General features: G+C 39.3%; 15 protein-coding genes. 12 read left to right on the forward strand and 3 right to left on the reverse strand.

Annotated elements, in window-relative coordinates:
* Positions 1–606 precede the first annotated feature (606 nt).
* From ACFOUV_RS06170 to ACFOUV_RS06205, 8 genes are all read left to right on the forward strand, one after another.
* Positions 607–3012 (forward strand): Na+/H+ antiporter subunit A, encoded by a 2406-nt coding sequence (locus ACFOUV_RS06170; protein WP_379495915.1) that lies wholly within the window; start codon positions 607–609, stop codon positions 3010–3012.
* Entirely contained in the window at positions 3002–3424 is a 423-nt protein-coding gene (locus ACFOUV_RS06175) for a Na(+)/H(+) antiporter subunit B (protein ID WP_379495916.1), read from the forward strand. Before ACFOUV_RS06170 ends, ACFOUV_RS06175 begins: the two co-directional genes overlap by 11 nt.
* A 3-nt stretch (positions 3425–3427) precedes the next feature.
* Entirely contained in the window at positions 3428–3769 is a 342-nt protein-coding gene (locus ACFOUV_RS06180; protein WP_379495917.1) for a Na(+)/H(+) antiporter subunit C, read from the forward strand.
* Positions 3762–5240, forward strand: a complete 1479-nt coding sequence (locus tag ACFOUV_RS06185) for a Na+/H+ antiporter subunit D (protein WP_379495918.1) — start codon at positions 3762–3764, stop codon at positions 5238–5240. Before ACFOUV_RS06180 ends, ACFOUV_RS06185 begins: the two co-directional genes overlap by 8 nt.
* A 36-nt stretch (positions 5241–5276) precedes the next feature.
* On the forward strand, positions 5277–5759 hold the full coding sequence (locus tag ACFOUV_RS06190) for a Na+/H+ antiporter subunit E (RefSeq protein WP_379495919.1): 483 nt from the start codon (positions 5277–5279) through the stop codon (positions 5757–5759).
* Positions 5759–6043: a Na(+)/H(+) antiporter subunit F1 gene (locus ACFOUV_RS06195; protein WP_379495920.1), complete on the forward strand. Its 285-nt coding sequence runs from the start codon at positions 5759–5761 to the stop codon at positions 6041–6043. Before ACFOUV_RS06190 ends, ACFOUV_RS06195 begins: the two co-directional genes overlap by 1 nt.
* Positions 6021–6395 carry a Na+/H+ antiporter subunit G gene (locus ACFOUV_RS06200; protein WP_379495921.1) on the forward strand — a complete coding sequence of 125 codons (375 nt, stop codon included), beginning with the start codon at positions 6021–6023 and terminating at the stop codon, positions 6393–6395. Before ACFOUV_RS06195 ends, ACFOUV_RS06200 begins: the two co-directional genes overlap by 23 nt.
* Before the next feature lie 111 nt (positions 6396–6506).
* Positions 6507–7763, forward strand: coding sequence for a cytochrome P450 (locus ACFOUV_RS06205; RefSeq protein WP_379495922.1), 1257 nt, complete (start codon positions 6507–6509; stop codon positions 7761–7763).
* 258 nt (positions 7764–8021) lie between these two features.
* Here ACFOUV_RS06205 and ACFOUV_RS06210 read toward each other — a convergent pair whose 3' ends face one another.
* Complete coding sequence (locus ACFOUV_RS06210) at positions 8022–8738, reverse strand: gamma-glutamyl-gamma-aminobutyrate hydrolase family protein (protein ID WP_379495923.1); 717 nt, start codon at positions 8736–8738, stop codon at positions 8022–8024.
* Between the two features lie 196 nt (positions 8739–8934).
* On the opposite strand from ACFOUV_RS06210, the gene ACFOUV_RS06215 reads away from it, so the two are divergent.
* Together ACFOUV_RS06215 and ACFOUV_RS06220 are read left to right on the forward strand one after the other, a co-directional pair.
* On the forward strand, positions 8935–9723 hold the full coding sequence (locus ACFOUV_RS06215; protein ID WP_379495924.1) for an ion transporter: 789 nt from the start codon (positions 8935–8937) through the stop codon (positions 9721–9723).
* 27 nt (positions 9724–9750) lie between these two features.
* Positions 9751–10386: a pentapeptide repeat-containing protein gene (locus ACFOUV_RS06220; RefSeq protein WP_379495925.1), complete on the forward strand. Its 636-nt coding sequence runs from the start codon at positions 9751–9753 to the stop codon at positions 10384–10386.
* An 83-nt stretch (positions 10387–10469) separates the two neighbouring features.
* On the opposite strand, the gene ACFOUV_RS06225 is transcribed toward ACFOUV_RS06220, so the two are convergent.
* Complete coding sequence (locus ACFOUV_RS06225) at positions 10470–11486, reverse strand: LLM class flavin-dependent oxidoreductase (protein WP_379495926.1); 1017 nt, start codon at positions 11484–11486, stop codon at positions 10470–10472.
* 257 nt (positions 11487–11743) lie between these two features.
* Positions 11744–13642 (reverse strand): SEC-C metal-binding domain-containing protein, encoded by a 1899-nt coding sequence (locus tag ACFOUV_RS06230; RefSeq protein WP_379495927.1) that lies wholly within the window; start codon positions 13640–13642, stop codon positions 11744–11746.
* 387 nt (positions 13643–14029) lie between these two features.
* On the opposite strand from ACFOUV_RS06230, the gene gltB reads away from it, so the two are divergent.
* Together gltB and ACFOUV_RS06240 are read left to right on the forward strand one after the other, a co-directional pair.
* On the forward strand, positions 14030–18631 hold the full coding sequence (gene gltB / locus ACFOUV_RS06235; RefSeq protein ID WP_379495928.1) for a glutamate synthase large subunit: 4602 nt from the start codon (positions 14030–14032) through the stop codon (positions 18629–18631).
* A gap of 84 nt (positions 18632–18715) precedes the next feature.
* Positions 18716–20200, forward strand: coding sequence for a glutamate synthase subunit beta (locus ACFOUV_RS06240; protein ID WP_379495929.1), 1485 nt, complete (start codon positions 18716–18718; stop codon positions 20198–20200).
* Positions 20201–20285 lie beyond the last annotated feature (85 nt).

Raw genomic sequence — 20285 nt, forward strand, 5'->3', positions numbered from 1 at the left:
ATTGATTATCACTGCAAGGGCCTTGTTTAATAGCTCGTTTATATAGTTGGAAAAAGTGCAAATAAACACTGATTTTAATTTATTTATCATTGAAACTGTATCATTCTAACACGTTAAATCAGGCTCGTGAACCCTAAAAATAAAATATTACTATTTATTTTTTTGAGCCTCTTCATAATATCCTTTAGCATACGTGATTTGTACTATTAATGCCAGTTAATATCATTCCTGGTGGCTAGTTTTTAAAAAATGCGTACTACCTGAATTTCCTGTATAATTAAAATGGATCTTATCGATATCTCCAAAATCAAAATCCCAAGAAGATTTACGTTCTTCTTCGACTAAAAATAACTGTAATTATTATATAATTTTGTTACTACACTCTATTTATTCCACAAAGACTCATGAAGTGCATGCGCTGCAACTATTCTCTTAATTGCCCTAACACTTGGGCCCCTTAATCTAAATTCTGCCTTTTTGTGTTTATTCCATGTATGTATAAAAGGTGTAAATCGAATAGTATGTAGTTGTTGGTTCGGATTTTACTTTTTCTGTGCGTAAATTTTCAGGAGGTGAACGGACTGTATCTTGATTGGAGGTTTGAACTTGTCAACATTGATTATTGCAATAATACTTCCTTTTATTGCAGCTGCATGTCTTCCTTATTTATATAGAAAAATACGTAAGGTACATATAGGCTGGTTTGCAATTCTGATTTCTACCATATTATTTATTTATCTTGCTCGATATATTCCCGGGATAGCAAGCGGAGAGACATATACCCATACCGTTAATTGGATTCCTTCTTACGGTATCAATTTTACAGCTTACCTGGATGGTTTAAGTTTGATTCTTGCGCTTTTAATAACGGGTATAGGATCACTGGTTATATTGTATTCCATCTTTTATTTATCTGCCAAAGAATCTTTAGGGCATTTCTATACCTATTTAATGTTGTTTATGGGTGCAATGCTTGGTGTTGTGATGTCAGATAATATGATGGTGCTCTATGTTTTCTGGGAGTTGACGAGCATATCGTCATTTCTACTAATTGCGTTCTGGTATCAGCGTAAACGGTCTAGAGATGGTGCTAAAAAGTCGTTATTGATTACAGTAACCGGTGGTATCGCAATGCTAATCGGTTTTATTATGATTTATGTGATGACAGGTACATGGAGTATTAGAGAAGTTATTTCCAGTGCCGGTAGTTTTACAGACCATCTTCTATTTATTCCTGCCATGCTACTTGTCTTACTCGGTGCCTTTACCAAATCGGCACAATTTCCATTCCACATTTGGCTTCCGGATGCGATGGAAGCTCCAACGCCTGTTAGTGCATATTTACACTCTGCAACAATGGTGAAGGCAGGAATATATCTTGTTTCCAGATTTACTCCTATTTTTGGTGTGGAGGCAACCTGGTTCTGGCTGGTAACTGGTATTGGCTTAATAACCTTATTTTGGGGCGCGTTTAATGCGGTTCGACAAACTGATTTGAAAGCACTACTCGCTTATTCAACCGTCAGTCAACTCGGTATGATTATGAGTATGTTTGGCTTAGGTTCTGCCGCCCTTCATTTTGGTTATTCTACAGAATCTGTCGTATATACCCAAGCTACCTTTGCTGCATTATTTCATTTAGTAAATCATTCAACATTTAAGGGTGCTTTATTCATGGTCGTTGGTATTGTCGATCACGAGGTTGGAACACGTGACATCCGAAGACTTGGCGGACTGATGACCCTCATGCCTGTTACATTTACGATTGCTATGATTGGCAGCTTTTCCATGGCTGGATTGCCACCTTTTAATGGCTTTTTGAGTAAGGAGATGTTCTTTACAGCTGTTCTAACGATTGGTGAGGCCGGAATATTCTCATTGGATACGTGGGGCACATTGATACCAATTATTGCTTGGGTAGCGAGTATATTTACTTTTGTCTACTCCATGATTATTGTCTTTAAAACATTTTTTGGTCCTTATCAGGAAGAAAAATTAGAGCACTCGGCCAAGGATCCTCCTATCGGTATGCTGATTGCACCTGGAATCCTAGCATTGCTTATCGTGGGAATCTTTTTCTTTCCGAATTTATTGGGTGACTATTTACTTACACCAGCAATGACAAGTATTTTCCCTACATTTGCAGTGGGGAATCTTGGAGTTCATGTATCTGCATGGCATGGTTTCGGTATGGAATTATGGATGACGATTGGAGTCGTTATCTTTGGATTCCTTTTATACAAGTCCAGAAAAAAATGGATGGTTGTTTATCGCATCCTTCCCGAAAAATGGTCGTTTAATAGTCTTTACAGCAATTTACTTGTTCAATTGGAAGAAGGCTCCACAGCAATTACAAATACATATATGACCGGATATCTCCGCGATTATATGGTTTATATTTACCTTTTCTTTGTTATTGCAATTGGAGGGACACTTTATTATACCGGTGCATATCAATTTGATATTTCCGGAAATGCGGAGATATCTGAATTTGAATGGATGCTTGTGCTTGTGATGATTATTGCTGGTATATCGATTCTTTTTGCAAAATCAAGACTAACAGCAATTTTATTAAATAGTATTCTAGGGTTTGGGGTAGCAGCATTCTTTGTACTTTTCAGGGCGCCTGACTTGGCTTTAACGCAAACAGTTGTGGAGACGGTTACGACGGTCTTGTTCTTGGTTGCTTATTATTTCCTTCCAGATTGGAAAAAAGAGGATGTCCCTCGTAAGTCGAGAAATGTAAATTTAATAATCTCTATTTCTGTCGGTGCTGTATTCACCATTGTTGCTCTTGCAGTTCAAAATGGCAAGCTGTTTAAATCAATCTCCAGTTACTTTGAGGATTCCTATGAACTTGCAGGTGGGAACAATATCGTTAATGCAATTCTAGGGGACTTCCGTGCCTTGGATACAATGCTAGAAGTAGTGGTGCTCCTGATTGCCGGGATTGGTGTATTTACATTCATCAAATTAAGGGCCAAGAAGGAGGATGAAAGCATTGAAGATTAATAATGTCATACTGAGAACGATGTCCAAAGTTGTTGTTTTCATTATCCTAACATTGGCGATTTATTTGTTTTTATCCGGTCATCACAGTCCGGGCGGAGGGTTTATTGGTGGGCTTGTGCTTGCTTCTGCCCTTGTTCTGCTTTTTATTGTTTACGATATCGAAACCGTTCAGCAGGCAATACCCGTCGATTTTAAATTAGTTGCTGCTTTCGGTGCTTTTATAGCAGTGGGTACTGGTTTTGGCTCGTTATTGTTTGGTGTTCCGTTTTTGAGTCAGTCCTTTGCGTATTTTGACCTTCCTTTTTTCGGGAAAACGGAGTTGACTACTGTTACGATCTTTGAGGCAGGGGTAGCACTTGTTGTAGTAGGGGTAGTAGTTACGATAATTCTAAGTATTAGTGAGGATGTGTAAGCTATGGAAACGTTAATAACCATCCTGGCAGGTGTATTAGTAACGGTTGCTACCTATTTAATTCTTTCGAAAAGTTTAATCCGAGTGATTTTAGGAACAGCGATCCTTTCACATGCAGCACATCTGCTGATTTTGACAATGGGCAGTGGACTGAAGAGCGGAAGTGTACCCATATTAGGTGAGGGTGATGGGGTCTTTGTTGATGCGCTTCCACAGGCACTCATCTTAACTTCTATCGTTATCAGTTTTGCTGTAACTGCAGTGTCGCTTGTTTTAACCTATCGTACGTATCAGGAAACAGGGACAGATAAACTGGATGAATTACGGGGGACTAAACATGAATAATATTCTCGTCTTGCCAATGGTAATCCCTGTAATGGTCGGCATTATTTTGATCTTCTTGCGTCCGTATATCAAGGCGCAACGATGGATCAGTTTTTCTGTAATGATTGTAAATACAGGTATAGCAGTTTACTTATTAGATCGTATTCAGACTGAAGGTATAATCAGACTTGATTTTGGAGGGTGGGAACCACCGTTTGGAATTCTGTTTGTAGCGGATTCTTTTTCTGTTATTCTTGTACTAATTACTAGTATCGTTACGGCAATTTGCTTAATTTACGCATTTTCATCTATTGGAAAAGAACATGAAAAGATGTACTTCTATTCATTTATTAACTTTCTAATTGCGGGTGTGAATGGCTCCTTTCTTACAGGGGATTTATTTAACCTCTATGTTTGCTTTGAAATTATGCTTCTGGCCTCTTATGTACTTGTTGCCCTCGGCGGCAAAAAAGGACAATTGAGAGAGTCAATCAAATATGTTGTGATCAATGTAATATCTTCCTGGATATTTCTTATTGCGATCGCTTATTTATATGGGACAGTTGGTACATTGAATCTGGCCCATTTATCTGAGCGAATTGCTGAATCGGGTCAGACCCCTCTGTTGACAGTAATAAGTATTGTATTTTTAACAGTATTTGCACTGAAATCAGGCTTGCTGCTATATTTTTGGCTGCCAGGCGCGTACAGTGTACCATCAACTGCTGTAGCTGCATTGTTTGGGGCGTTGCTGACTAAGGTCGGAATATACGCGATGATTCGTATCTTTACATTGTTGTTTTATCATGAGCAGGGCATCACCCATTCACTTATTGGAGTTCTGGCAGGACTAACCTTAATAGGTGGTAGTATTGGTGCGATTGCATATAAGGATATACGCCAGATTATTGCGTATAATGTTGTTATTGCCGTGGGCTTTATATTAGTCGGACTTGCAGTGGGGACGACAACAGCAATGGAGGGGTCCATCTACTACTTGATTCATGACATGATTGTAAAAGCTCTCCTATTCTTGCTTGCAGGTACAATGATTGCCGTAACCGGGGAAACGCGAATTGACAATATGAGTGGCCTGATTCGAAATTACCCTTTGTTTGGATGGATTTTCTTTATCGTCATGCTTTCTCTAGCAGGAATTCCTCCGCTAAGTGGTTTTATCGGAAAAGTTTTAGTAGGCCAAGGAGCGGTTGAAGCAGGTTCGTACATTCTCTTGGCACTTGCCTTTATTTCCAGTATTTTCGTTCTGTATTCGTTGCTTCGAATTTTTCTGAACAGTTTTTGGGGAGAGACAATTATTAGTAAGGAAGATAAAATTCCGATGAAAAAGGGTTGGATCGTACCATGTATTTTACTGACGATTGGAACGATCGGATTAGGTTTTGGTGCTGAGCCACTTGCTGTCTATGTAAAAGATGCAGCAACTACCTTAATGAATCCGCAAATATACATTGATGCGGTTTTGAATGAGTAACCAAATCGTGTTCAATCAAGAGGAGGTGGAACTGGAATGCCTGCCCAATTTTTATTAAATGTATTTGTCGCAGTACTATGGACCTTGATCAGTGATGAGGATGAATTGAAATTTACGACCTTGGTGATGGGGTATTTAGTTGGGATTGTTATTGTATTTTTAATGCATCGATTTTTTGGTGATCGATTTTATTTGAGCCGCTTCTTTGCATTAATAAAGCTCGTTATTATTTTTAATGTAGAACTGTTTCAGTCCACTGTACTCGTATTAAGACACATACTAAGTCCTAAAATTCGTATCAAACCAGGTATTTTTAAATATGAAACTGTTTTAAGGGGTGAATGGGAAATTACTACCCTTGCCCTGCTTCTAACATTAACCCCGGGATCTGTCGTCATTCAAGTGACACCTAAAGGAGATGCCTTTTATATTCATGCAATGGATGTGGAAGAATCGAAGGATATGCTTTTACGCTCATTAGACAAATTTGAAAGAGCGATTATGGGGGTGATGAGGTAATGATTAGTGCCATGCTATATACTGCCCTTGCTTTGTATGGGATAGCAATTGCGATAAGTGCTTATCGTATCATCGCCGGACCAAGCTTACCTGATCGAGTGGTTGCTCTTGATATGATCGGTGTCATGCTTGTTTCATCCATTGCGATTATATCTGTTTTACAAGGTACGAAAGCATACCTGGAAGTTATTCTTATATTGGCTATTTTAGCCTTTATTAGTACCATTGCATTCTCCAAATACATAGAGAGGGGTGTCATCATTGAACGTAAAAGAAATGACTGAATTTATTGCAGCCCTTTTCATGCTTATTGGAGCCATTATGGCTGTAATTAGTGCGATCGGTATTATTCGTTTTCCTGATGTATATACTCGTTCCCATGCTGGTACGAAAAGTTCAACTTTAGCAGTGTTATTGACACTTTCAGGAGCGTTTCTATATTTTGCGGTGGAACAAGGTTTTTACAGTGTACGATTACTCCTTGGAATTGTGTTTGTCTTTCTGACTGCTCCAGTGGCAGGTCATCTGATTACAAGAGCAGCATATACAGCAGGTGTAGAGATGGCCGACTCAACAGTGGAAGATGAGCTAAAGGATGTTATGGAAGTAAATAGACATAAAGAAGAAGGCAAGTAATCTTTTTTGTAAGGATTGCTTGCCTTCTTCTATCCGTTTTCTATTGTTTCATATTATGTGATCTTGGGAAAACTTATTATAATCATGTTTTTTAAAGGGGACAAGGAATAAATGGTTTCAACAAATACTGTTTCAAAAGAAGAAGGTTTAGATCACACACTCTCCTTATTGAAAGAAGGATATGATTTTATTCCAAATCGAGTACGTAAATTTGATTCGAAAATCGTGGAGACGCGCATACTTGGGAAAAAGACAATCTGTATAAGCGGCAAAGATGCCGCCGAGATTTTCTATGATACGAATCGTTTTAAAAGAAAAGGTGTTGCGCCAGGAAGAATTCAAAAGAGTTTATTTGGTGAAGGTGGCGTGCAGGGGTTGGATGGCGAGGAACATCGCCATCGTAAAGCTATGTTTATGTCCCTCATGTCTTCAGAGTGTCTGAAAGTATTGGATGAAATTACGGAAAAGCAATGGCAAATTGCAATTGATAAGTGGAAGTCCATGGATGCTGTAGTTTTATTTGAGGAAGCGGAGGAAATTATGTGCCGCATTGCCTGCAGTTGGGCAGGTGTCCCATTATGGGCGAAGGATTTAGAACTTCGAACGATGGACCTTAGTGCCATGATTGATGCTTTCGGAGCTGTTGGTCCAAGACATTGGGAAGGAAGAAGAGCACGTACAAGAACAGAACGTTGGATTTCCTATATGATAAGACAAGTTCGCACAGGGAAGATAGCCGCAGATGAAGATACGGCTTTATATCAGATAGCTTGGCATGAAGACCCTAAGGGAAACTTGCTTGATATAAAAACGGCAGCCGTGGAATTGATAAATATTCTGCGCCCCATTGTTGCTATCGGTAGATTTATTACATTTGGTGCTGTAGCATTACATGAAAATCCAGAAAAAAGGAATAAAGTATTCACTGACGAGGCGGGTTATCGTCAAATGTTTGTTCAGGAAGTTCGACGCTACTATCCATTTGGCCCCTTTCTTGGTGCACTTGTTCGTGAAAAATTTACATGGAAAGGCTACGAATTTAAAAAAAGGACGTTAGTATTACTCGATATATATGGTACAAATCATAGTCCAGAACTATGGGAATATCCGGACATTTTCTGGCCGGAAAGATTTTCTGAGTGGGATGGCAGCCCGTTCAATTTTATCCCTCAGGGTGGTGGAGAATACGATATTGGACACCGTTGTGCCGGCGAAGGGATTACCGTTCAAATCATGAATACAAGTTTGAAGTATTTATCGGGTAAAATTGACTATGATGTACCATTGCAGGACTTAAACTATAGTAAACTAAGAATACCATCGATTCCCAAGAGCAGATTTATTATGAAAAATGTCAGGCATGTGTAATAGGTACAATTTAAATTGAAAGAGCCTGGGACATAACTAAAGTGTTTAACTCAAAGCCGAACATTTCGCCATAATAGCGAAGGAAATACACGGAGACTCCTGCGGGATGAAAAGCCTAGGTGAGACTACGTAGAGCGATAGCTCGGAGTAGGCTCAGCAGCGCCCGCGGAAAGCGTAGTGTATTTCCGTAGCGGTATATATGCACCAACTATGTTCGGATTTTACTTTGGTTAAAACACTTTTGTCCCAGTCTCTTTTTCACCCCTTCTTTTCACATGCTTCCCTGAAACGCATTAACAAGTTTAGCATCTTTGTATCGACAGCAAACAATTCTTCCGGATGGAATTGCAGTCCAAGAATGAATTGATTTTTCTTTTTAGCTTCTACAGCCTCAATGACATTATCTTCTGAAGTAGCAGCTACTGTAAGTGAATCAGCTAACTGATCGACCGCTTGATGATGCTTACTGTTTACCATGGCTTTCTTTTCCCCAAATAAGTGGAAAAGTTGACTGTCTTCTTCAATATTAATTTCATGGGTAGGTAGTTTTCGATAAGCTTCCTGATGATGTTCGGATTCCAGATGCTGTTTCATCGTTCCCCCAAGTGCGACATTAATTATCGCAAGTCCTCGGCATGTACCCATAATAGGAATTTTTTTATCAACCGCATACTTTACAAGGGGCAACTCCGTTTCATCCCTTGCAAAATTAATTTTTTGTAATTCATCTGAAGGGTCTTGATTGTACCTTGAAGGATCCACGTCCTCACCACTAGTGAAAATAATCCCATCACAAAGATTCACATATTCTTTGGCCATATCTTCATTGGAAACTGGTATTACAATTGGTATGCCGCCAATTTCAGTAACGGATTTAACATATTGATGATTCGTATGAACGGCAGGATTTATTTCACCTTTTATTTCAATATCCATAATTGAGCTTGTTATTCCTATAATTGGTTTCTTCTTCATTTTCCCACTCCTTATCCCTATTCATATTCCCATGTTTGCCTGATAACTAATCCTGTTTATAACGGAAACTGATAATTTGTTAAAAATTAAGGCTAAAAAGGACATATTAATTAAGAAAAAATGACAATTCATCAGAAAAAGTGACAGATGCGCAACAAGAAAGTAAAATACTCGTGTAAGGGGGAAAATTTTTATTATGAACGATTTAAGAAAAAAATGCGCGGAAATCTCCGAGCATCCTATATTTATGAATATTATTATTGGCTTAATCCTAATTAATGCAATCTTAGTTGGACTTGAGACATACGCATACTTCGCTACTAATTTCTCAGATTGGATTTATATCGCTGATCTACTTTTACTTTGGATTTTTACGATAGAAATTTTAATCCGGCTAATTGGAAGCAAGTCAATTGGATCGTTCTTCAAAGATCCATGGAATGTATTTGATTTTCTTATTGTGGCAAGTGGCCATATATTAATTGGAGCTCATTATGTAACGGTATTAAGGGTATTGCGAGTTCTTCGTGTATTGAGAGCCGTTTCGATTATTCCATCCCTTCGCCGTATGGTAAATGCCCTCCTGCTTACGATTCCGTCAATGGGAACGATTATGTTATTACTTGGGATATTCTTTTACATTTATGGTGTAATCGGGACGATGATGTTTCAATCGATTGCACCAGAGTATTTTGGTACGCTACATGATTCTTTGCTATCGCTATTTCAAGTTATTACACTTGAGTCATGGGCAAGTGGTGTAATGAGACCAATTCTGGAACAAGACCCCTCAGCCTGGTGGTATTTCGTTACATTTATTTTAATCGGCTCCTTTGTCATTGTTAATTTATTTGTTGGTGTTGTCGTTAACAATGTGGAAGAGGCAAGCAGAGAAGAAAAGCCCACTCCAACGGATATTAAGCTTGCTGAAGTACAGAAAGAACTACAGGATATTAAGAGGTTGCTGGAAAAGAAAGCGGAATAGATGTTTCCCGGAAAGGAGCTCGATTGTATGGCAGGAATTAAAATTCAAAAACCAAAAATGGCTCATGATCTGCCGGTGGAACCCTTTGAAGTGAAAGAAGAACTCTATTATGATCGAATGACCATTAAAGACTGTTCGATATTCGGGGAAAATATCCATCGCATCACATTTGATGAAGTTATGTTTCAAAATGTTGTTTTTGAAGAAGTATCGTTTAAAAATATAGAGCTAACCGACTGTGTTTTCGACCACTGTGACTTATCGAATGCTGATTTCAGCGAGGGAAGTATCCACCGGGTGGAGTTCAAAAACTCTAAAATGCTTGGTACCAATTTTTCTGATTCCTCACTTGGCAATGTCAGATTTGATAAATGTCAAGGTAATTTAAGTTCTTTTGGGTTTGCAAAATTAAAGCAGGTTTCATTTGAAGATTGTTCCCTTCAGAACGGGGATTTTTTTGAATGTGATTTTCAAAAGGTCGCATTTGAAAGATGCAGTTTAAACGAAGTAAACTTTGCAAATACGTCATTAGACGGAGTCGATTTAAGCAGTTGTTCATTCGACCAGCTGCAAGTATCATTGGATAGCCTACGAGGTTGCATCGTTAATACAGAACAGGCAATTGGATTTGCGAGAATTCTTGGATTAGAGATAAAAGAATAAGAATAGAGCCACCAACAGCACCCTTGGTTATCTGTTGGAGGCTCTATTTTTTTGTTTTGGTCTCGGCCCGGCCTTTGTCTTTTTTAGTCCATCAACTCTGAAACAATTTCATAGGAACGTAAACGATCTTCCAGGTGATAAATCTGGGAGCTAATGATCATTTCGTCGGCTTGTGTGGATTCCTGGAAAGCAGCAAGACCTTTTCTTACCGTTTCCGGACTACCTACAATCGTAGTGCGTGGATCAAGTGATTCTTCCACAGCTGCTTTTTCCATCGGTGACCAAACTTCATCGATATTATCGATTGGTGCTAACAGCTTTGTTGGTTCACCTCTACGTAGATTTAAAAACTGTAAACGATGTGAGCTTGCTAAATACTGTGCCTTTTCATCTGTCTCAGCAGCAATTACATTCACGCCGACCATTGCATATGGCTTTTCAAGCGTACCTGAAGGCTGAAAACTATCTCGATACAGTTTTAGTGCAGGAATTGTGTATGCCGGTGCAAAATGACTGGCAAAGGAGAAATACAATCCTTTTTGTGCTGCAAGTCGTGCGCTGAAATCGCTGGAACCGAGTAACCAAAGAGGAATATCAAGACCCTGCCCAGGAACGGCTCTTACGCGAGATACAGGTTCATCTGAGAAATAATCCTGCAATTCATTCACTTGCATAGGGAAATCATTCGGTCCCATATTCAATGTTCGTCTTAAAGCATAGGCTGCAGCCTGGTCACTTCCTGGAGCACGACCTAAACCAAGATCAATCCGACCTGGGAAAAGGGATTCCAGCGTACCAAATTGTTCAGCGATAACGAGTGTAGCGTGATTCGGAAGCATCACCCCACCGGAACCAACGCGCATATGATTTGTTTTCGCAGCAATATGTCCAATAAGTACAGAGGTTGCTGAACTTGCGATTCCAGGCATATTATGATGTTCCGCCAGCCAATAACGGTTAAACCCCCACTTTTCAACATGTTGAGCTAATTCAACGCTTTCTTTAAAAGACTGTGTTGCATTACTGCCTTCTGTGATAGGTGCTAAATCCAGTACAGATAATGGGATATTATTGAACGTATTTATATGATTAGATGTCATTTTATCACTCCTTATATTAGTAAGAAATGATACTGGTTTTAGGGTGATGAGTCCAATTATTAGCTTTTGTTGGTATGATTACTTATGAATCTTTATGAGAGCAAATCAATATGTCAGTACAGGATTGGGGGAGTAGTGATGCGCTTTCTTTTATAAAGTTTCGATTGTTTAACACGCCTGAAATAAATTTGCTAAGACTTAAAAGAGATTAGAAAGGCTAGTTGAAGCAGCCTTTGCTCAAAACTAGCCTTTCAATCTTATAATTCTTTCAACAATTTATGCTTTCCACTCCATAGGTGTATATGTTCCTGAGCATAAACGATTGCTTCTGTTTCATCACCAAATCCAGTATGGTTGTAACCCTGGTTTGGAATAGGCTTTTTCCCTAACAAATAGTCTCTTACAAATGGATTTTGCTTATTGGCATCTTTCAACAATGATTTTGTTTCAGAAGTTATTCCTTTGATGTAATAATGCACTAAAGCTTTATTAAAGCAGAAGTTCGCAGTATCATCCTCTTCAAAAACCTTCATCAAGCTTTGTGCTACTGTATACATCTCTTCTTCGATGTAAATGGGCAATAAACGATAGCGGATTCCTTGATTATCATTCGGGTTCAGCTCGATTAATTCTTCGTAATGCAGCATTGCTTCTTGTACATCGGATAAATGATACATGAGAGTAGCGTAGGTTTCTTTTGCCCGCATATAGGGACGTGTTTCAATTAATGACCAGAAATGGCCTCTATTTTCTTTGAAGTAATTCTCCCCTAAGTCTTTCTTTCCAACAATCATCGCTTGGTGGATAAGTTGTCGTTGTTCATTGATTGTTTTTGCATCATCTGCCAGGAGTATATAAGCGTCAGGACTATTTGGATAAATGCTTAATGCTTCATTAATTAATTGTGTTCGTTTATAACCATGTGCTTGCGCTGCTTGAAATAATTTGTCCAGTGCACGGTCACGAGAAGAAGTGGAAGGCGTAGAGGGTATTCCACCATTTGCCAGCAAATCATTGAGATAAGCCTTTAATTCTTCTTCTGAGGAAAAATCCATTCCTTCCAAGTGTTTCTGAATATCCCGCATTTCATGTTCCATATTTGAACTTACTGGTGTATGGACGGTGTCACCATCAATATCTTTTTCCATCATATTTGCCATCTCTTCATCCAAGACTTTTTCTAACCGGCGATAATTGGTTGAGACAGTTGCTGCAGTTGTTCCGTATTCTATCGCAATCTGATTTTGTGTCATAGGGTCATCCGTGAAGTTAACTTGTAGGAAGTAATCTACGGCTGCAGCATAGGAGCCTAATTTTTTAAATAATGGGTGTGCCTTTTTACAATAGATGTTCCAAAGTAAAACACCTACAGAAATAAGTTCATCATCTGCGCCCTTTGTCTTCATATTTCTTGTGAATAGTTCAGCGACCATTTCTTGTGCTTGATTATCCCATTCTAAAACGTCAGATTCAAGCATAAGTACATCAGCTAAAAATGGTGGGAAATTCTTTTCTAAACCGCCGTCTTTATTTGTATATACTTGGGAAAGGTACACGATTTCTTCCTTCATATCCTCGAATACTTCAAGCATCGTAAAGAAAAATTTATGGTGTTGTACATATGGGATAAGTATCCCTATAGCGATGTTATTTTCTTCAAAATCATCATCTTCCCTATAGGGAATTTCATAGATATCATCTGTAATAATGTTACAAACAGTTGCCTTTTGTGCATCTTCGTCAATAGATTGAATGTCAAATACACCTGGCTTCGCTTTAGACCACTCAGCAAATGTATTTTTTGTACGTGTATGCTTTATTTTCGATAGATGCCTATTATAAAATATATCAAAGATAGTTTGGTTATTATCAAATAAAGGGACATTCATGATTGCCCATAGTTTAACAGATGTCATGTAGGTTTCTGATTGTTCCTCATCCTCTACTAAAAAAGCCGGAGGAAATTCAGCTACTACTTCTTCCATTTTATCTGCGTGTTCATGTAACGCGAACGATATGATCTCGGCATGTAATTGTTCTAATTCCATGTTATAGATCTCGGGGCTTATCGCAATAACATCGGATGCACCACAGCATTTTTTATATTTCTTTCCACTTCCACATGGACATGGATCATTTCTTTTTGGTCTGCTCAAGATCAACAACCCCTTCGTTATGTATTCACTTTTATTATGAAGGAAGGGGATAATTCATTCAAGCTTCTATTATGATAGTCTAGATTTTACAAATTTCTGTGTCTCTAGATATTTAATAAAAAAATAAAAAATTATCACAAAAACTTCAAATTTTCGATTGACATTTTTAAAATCCCTTTTATACCGCGTGTTAAAGCTATCAAAAAAAGTGAATACATTGAAAATGGTAACGTTTTCATTTACTGAATTTACTAAAAACTTAACCGATTTAACTAATCTAAATTTTATGCTAACGGTATTTCATGATATAATATTCTAACATAAATAGAGTATTCCTACATTTGGTAGTTTTCACTCTTTTTAGAATACGGGAGAGGAGCTGTTGTGATGACAAGAAACGGATATCCTATACAACAGGGACTATATCGTCCCGATTATGAGCATGAAGCTTGTGGAATCGGAATGATAGCAAATATTAACGGGAAGAAAACACATAATATTGTACAAAACGCGATTAATATATTATGTAATTTAGAGCATCGTGGCGGCCAGTCAGCAGATACAAGTACTGGTGATGGGGCAGGGATTTTGACTCAGGTGCCAGATCGCTTTTTTCAGAAACAATGTGGGAAGGAAAATATTTCTCTTCCACGTGAAGGTGACTATGGGGTTGGTATGATATTTTTACCCCGTGATAGACAGCTTCGCATGACTTGCAGGAAAATTATTGAAACATTAATTGAACAAGAAGGACAAACCTTCCTCGGTTGGCGTCCTGTTCCTACAAATGAATCCTTCATTGGTAAGGTTGCCGCTAAGAGCGCACCTGCAATTCGCCAATTTTTCATTCAAAAATCGGACGAAATAAAAGACCAAGATGCCTTCGAAAGAAAACTATTTGTGATTCGTAAATGCATTGAAAAAGTGGTAGCTGATCAAGCCGAATACGAAGATGTATACATTTGCAGCTTGTCCACTCGTACGATTGTTTATAAAGGGATGTTAGTTCCTGAACAATTGGATGCGTTTTATATTGATTTAAACCACCCGGATTTTAAATCTGCACTGGCACTTGTGCATTCACGTTTCTCTACAAATACATTCCCAAGCTGGAAAAGATCTCACCCGAATCGGTATACCATACACAATGGTGAATTTAATACATTACGAGGTAATGTCAATTGGATGCAGGCTCGTGAAAACCTTTGTATTTCTGAAAATTTAGATGATAGAGAATTGAACAAAATTCTGCCGGTTATGGATACAGATGGTAGTGATTCATCTATATTCGATAATACATTTGAATTCTTGCATCTTTCAGGGAGATCGCTGGCACATACAGCAATGATGATGGTACCTGAGCCGTGGTCAAATGATGATAAGATTAAAGATGAAAAACGTGATTTTTATGAATATCATAGTACATTGATGGAACCTTGGGACGGTCCCGCTGCACTTGCTTTCACAGATGGGAAGCAGATTGGAGCAACCCTCGACAGAAATGGTCTTCGTCCAGCCAGATATTATGTTACAAAAGACGGCATGGTAGTGATGGGATCGGAAGTAGGAGCATTAGATATTTTTGCGGATGACATTCTGTATAAAGACCGATTGACTCCAGGTAAAATGCTGCTTATTGATTTGGAAAAGGGAGTTATCATTCCTGATGAAACAATTAAAATGCAGATTGCCTCTCAAAAACCATACAAACAGTGGCTTGAAAATAAAATTGAATTGGAAGATCTTCCAGAAGCTAATAGCAGTCAGCCGGCTTATCGTGAAGAGTCCCTTCTGCAGCAACAACTAGCGTTCGGTTATACACGGGAAGAACTTAATAAAATCATGAAACCACTCGTATCAGATGGGAAAGATCCTATTGGTTCTATGGGTTATGATTCACCGATTGCGGTGCTGTCAAAGCAGCCACAGCTATTATATAACTACTTTAAGCAGCTATTCGCTCAGGTAACAAATCCACCACTTGATGCCATTCGGGAAAAAATTATTACGATGGTGGAAACAACGATTGGTGCAGAGGGAAACCTTGTCAATCCTAATGCAGAGAACTGTAGACATATACGTTTGGAAACACCAATTCTATTAAACGATCAACTGGAGAAAATTCATGCGCAGCAATTGGATGATTTTCGAGCAACAACATTGTCGACATTATTCGATGCTGAAGAAGGCGCAGGGAAAATGGAAGCCGCACTGGAAGCGTTGTTTAAAAAAGCAGATGCTGCAATTGATGCAGGTGTAACATTATTGATTCTTTCTGATCGAGGTGTATCAAAAGATAAGGCTGCTATTCCAGCACTATTGGCCGTATCCGGATTGCATCATCATTTAATACGTAAAGGTATCCGTACAAAGGTAAGCATCTTACTAGAGTCGGGTGAACCGAGAGAAGTACACCATTTTGCAGCATTGATTGGTTATGGTGCTGAAGGTATAAATCCATACTTGGCCTTTGATACCTTTACTGATTTATTGGAAAAAGGTGAGTTGAGTGTCATTACCAACAGCCATGCACAGGAAAGATACGTAACCGCGGTTACAGAAGGCATCATTAAAATACTATCGAAAATGGGAATCTCCACAATCCAAAGTTACCGTGGTGCACAGATATTTGAAGCGCTCGGAATTAATGATACAGTCATCGAAAAATACTTCACTGGAACTGCAACACGGATCGGTGGAATTGGACTTGATATGATAGAAAAAGAAACATTAATGCGTCATGAAATTGCCTTTGTCGAAAATCGTGGTGGCAATTACGATCTGTCTCCAGGGGATGAATTTCAATACCGTGAAGATGGAGAAGACCATCAGTATAATCCAAGAACGATTCAAACATTGCAGCATTCTGTACGTACGAATAATTATGATCTTTTCAAAAAGTATTCGAAAATGCTGACGGATGATACCGGTAATCTGCAGTCACTCCGTGGATTGATTCAATTTAAGACACGCCATGCGGTGCCAATGGAAGAAGTTGAATCTGTTGAGGCGATTGTAAGCAGGTTTAAAACAGGAGCCATGTCTTTTGGATCGATCAGTAAAGAGGCACACGAAGCTTTGGCAATTGCAATGAACCGTCTTGGTGGTCGCAGCAATACCGGAGAAGGTGGAGAGTCTTCAGATCGGTTTACACGTGATGAAAATGGTGATTCAAGAAGAAGTGCAGTAAAACAGGTGGCTTCCGGCCGTTTTGGTGTTACGAGCAATTATCTTGTTAACGCAGATGAAATCCAAATCAAAGTTGCTCAAGGGGCAAAACCGGGAGAAGGTGGACAGCTTCCTGGTAAGAAAGTTTACCCATGGGTTGCAGAAGTTCGTGGCTCAACTCCAGGTGTAGAATTAATTTCCCCGCCTCCTCATCATGATATTTATTCGATTGAGGATCTAGCAGAGCTTATTTATAACTTGAAAAATGCAAATCCAAATGCACGTGTCAGTGTGAAATTGGTGTCCGCAGTTGGTGTTGGAACCATAGCTGCTGGTGTTGCAAAAGGTCGTGCCGATCATGTCGTTATCAGTGGCTATGATGGCGGTACGGGTGCAGCTCCTAGGACAAGCTTGAAGCATACCGGTCTTCCTTGGGAAATCGGACTTGCTGAGACACATCAAACCCTTCTATTAAATGGGTTGCGTGACCGTATTACGGTTGAAACAGATGGAAAAATGATGACTGGTCGAGATGTAGTCGTATCTGCATTGCTTGGAGCAGAAGAATATGGCTTTTCTACTGCACCGCTTGTGGCTTTAGGCTGTGTGATGATGCGTGTCTGCCATTTGGACACATGTCCAGTTGGTATAGCTACACAAAATCCGGAATTAAGAAAGAAATTCACGGGTGACCCTGAGCATGTTGTTAATTTTATGCGTTTTATCGCTGAGGAAACAAGAGAGCTTATGGCTGAACTTGGATTCAGAACGATTAATGAAATGATTGGACGCTCAGATATATTGGAATCGAAAAAAATCAATCACTGGAAGGCGAACGAACTTGATTTATCAGCATTGTTGTATCGTCCTGAATTGGACTTTAAAATCGACCAATATGCTACGAAAAAACAAGATCATGAGATTGAAAAAACATTGGATTACCAGGAGCTTATCCCAATTTGTGAAAGTGCAATTGTGGACGGAACACCGGTTGAATTTACGGTAGCAATCCGTAATATTAATCGTGTGACTGGAACACTTCTCGGCAGCGAAATCACAAAAAAATATGGGGAAGAAGGTTTACCGGAAGATACAATCAAATTGAACTTTAATGGGTCTGCAGGTCAAAGCTTTGGTGCATTTATTCCTAAAGGGATGACATTAAAACTTACTGGTGATGCCAATGATTTTGTTGGAAAAGGATTATCCGGTGGGAAGATTATAGTTAAAACAGCAAAAGCAGTTACTTTCCTGCCTGAGAAAAATACGATTATCGGAAATGTCGCCTTTTATGGTGCATCCGGTGGGGAAGCTTATATTCGTGGCATTGCTGGAGAACGTTTTGCTGTTAGAAACAGTGGCGCAACCATTGTTACAGAAGGTATTGGTGACCATGGTTGTGAATATATGACAGGCGGAACCGTTGTTGTCCTGGGATCTACGGGCAGAAACTTCGCTGCGGGTATGTCCGGTGGTGTGGCTTATGTATTTGATGAGGACAATAGCTTCTCAGAAATGGTAAATCCTGCAATGGTACATGTTGGAGCGGTTGAGGATCCGTTTGAATTAGAAACCGTTTATAACTTAATTCAAGACCATATTAAATACACAGACAGCGGACACGCAGAACGAATCCTTTCTTACTGGGAAAAATACTCGAAACAATTTATACGGGTAATACCGAAAGCATATGTGAAAATGAGAGACCGGATTAATTTCCTTAGGGATAGTGGACTAAATAAATTTGATGCAGAAATGCAAGCTTTTGATGAAAGCAATAATGGTTTTATAGAGAAAAAAAGCGAAGTTGAATTAATATAATCTACAATAAAAGGGGACACAGGACAGACCTGGTTCCCTCCTTTAAATAATTAGAATGCACTTATACAGAAGAGGGGGCTTTTGATGGGTAAACAAACTGGATTTATGGAGTATGATCGACAAACCCGTCCGGGAAGAAATCCGCAAGAGCGAATTCAAGACTGGAACGATTACACGGCTCCTTTAACAGAGGAAGATGTTAAAGAGCAGGGCGCGCGTTGTATGGATTGTGGAGTACCTACATGTCATACTGGCATCGAAATAGAGGGTGTCACATCAGGGTGCCCGGTTAATCACCTAATACCCGAATGGAATGATCTTGTATACGAGGGTAAGTGGAAAGAGGCGCTAGCTCGAGAACATCTAATGAATAATTTCCCGGAATTTACCGGAATCGCATGTCCTGCACCATGTGAAAGTGCATGTGTGCTAGGAATAAACGAACCGGCTGTTGCGATTAGAACAGTGGAACGTTCGATTATAGAAAGAGGTTTTGAAGAAGGTTGGGTCGTACCGAATCCTCCCCAAATGCGCACCGGTAAAAGAGTTGCAGTGGTGGGGTCAGGACCCGCCGGACTAGCGACAGCAGACCAGTTGAATAAAGCGGGTCACTCTGTTACTGTATTTGAACGCGATAAGCGTGTTGGCGGACTTTTAACGTATGGTATACCGGAGATGAAGCTTTCTTATGACATCGTTATGAGACGGGTATCTATATTAGAACAGGAAGGCATTGAATTTGTAACGAATACGGAAGTTGGAAAAGATATTACAATTGAAGCACTTAAACTGGAGTTTGATGCAACAATCCTTTGTGGTGGAGCAACACTTCATCGTGAAATGGAAGTGGAGGGTAGTAATCTGAAAGGAATCCACCCTGCAATGGATTTTCTTCATGCAAATGTGGAAAGCCTGCTTGATTCCAATTTAGAGGATGGTAACTATATTTCTGCAGCAGATAAAGATGTTATTGTAATAGGTGGTGGAGATACGGGTACAGATTGCCTTGCTACTTCTATTAGACACAATTGCAAGAGTTTAACACAATTTGATATTTATGAGAAAAAGAATCTGCTTCGTGATGAAGAAAGTAATCCGTGGCCCCAATATCCGAAGATTCACCGTGTGGAATATGGACATGCTGAAGCCGAGGCACATCAGGGAGAAGACCCGCGTGCATATGCTGTACAAACAACTAGATTTGTTGGTGATGAAAATGGGCATGTAAAAGAAGTGCATACTATTAAAGTTAAAACCCGCTATGAGCATGGTAAAAAAATTCGTGAAGAAATACCGGGTTCTGAGGAAGTATGGCCTGCTGATCTTGTGTTGATTGCTATTGGTTTTAAAGGACCAGACCAAGACCTAATAAATGAGCTGAATGTTGAAACGACTAGAAGCTCGACTGTTAAAGCAACATACGGTGAATTCAATACGAATGTCGAAGGGGTATTTGCCGCTGGAGACATGCGCCGTGGTCAAAGTCTGATTGTCTGGGCTATTAATGAAGGAAGAGCAGCAGCGAGAGAATGTGACCTATACTTAATGGGTGAAACAATGCTGCCTTAATAAGCGTTATAAATGTGCTGTGGATTATTTTCCGTAGCACATTTTTTTGATTTAAAGGTGCGCGGTTAACGAGTATCCCAAGCAA

The organism is Oceanobacillus longus (assembly GCF_042650085.1).
In the GTDB taxonomy this organism is placed as follows: domain Bacteria; phylum Bacillota; class Bacilli; order Bacillales; family Amphibacillaceae; genus Oceanobacillus; species Oceanobacillus longus.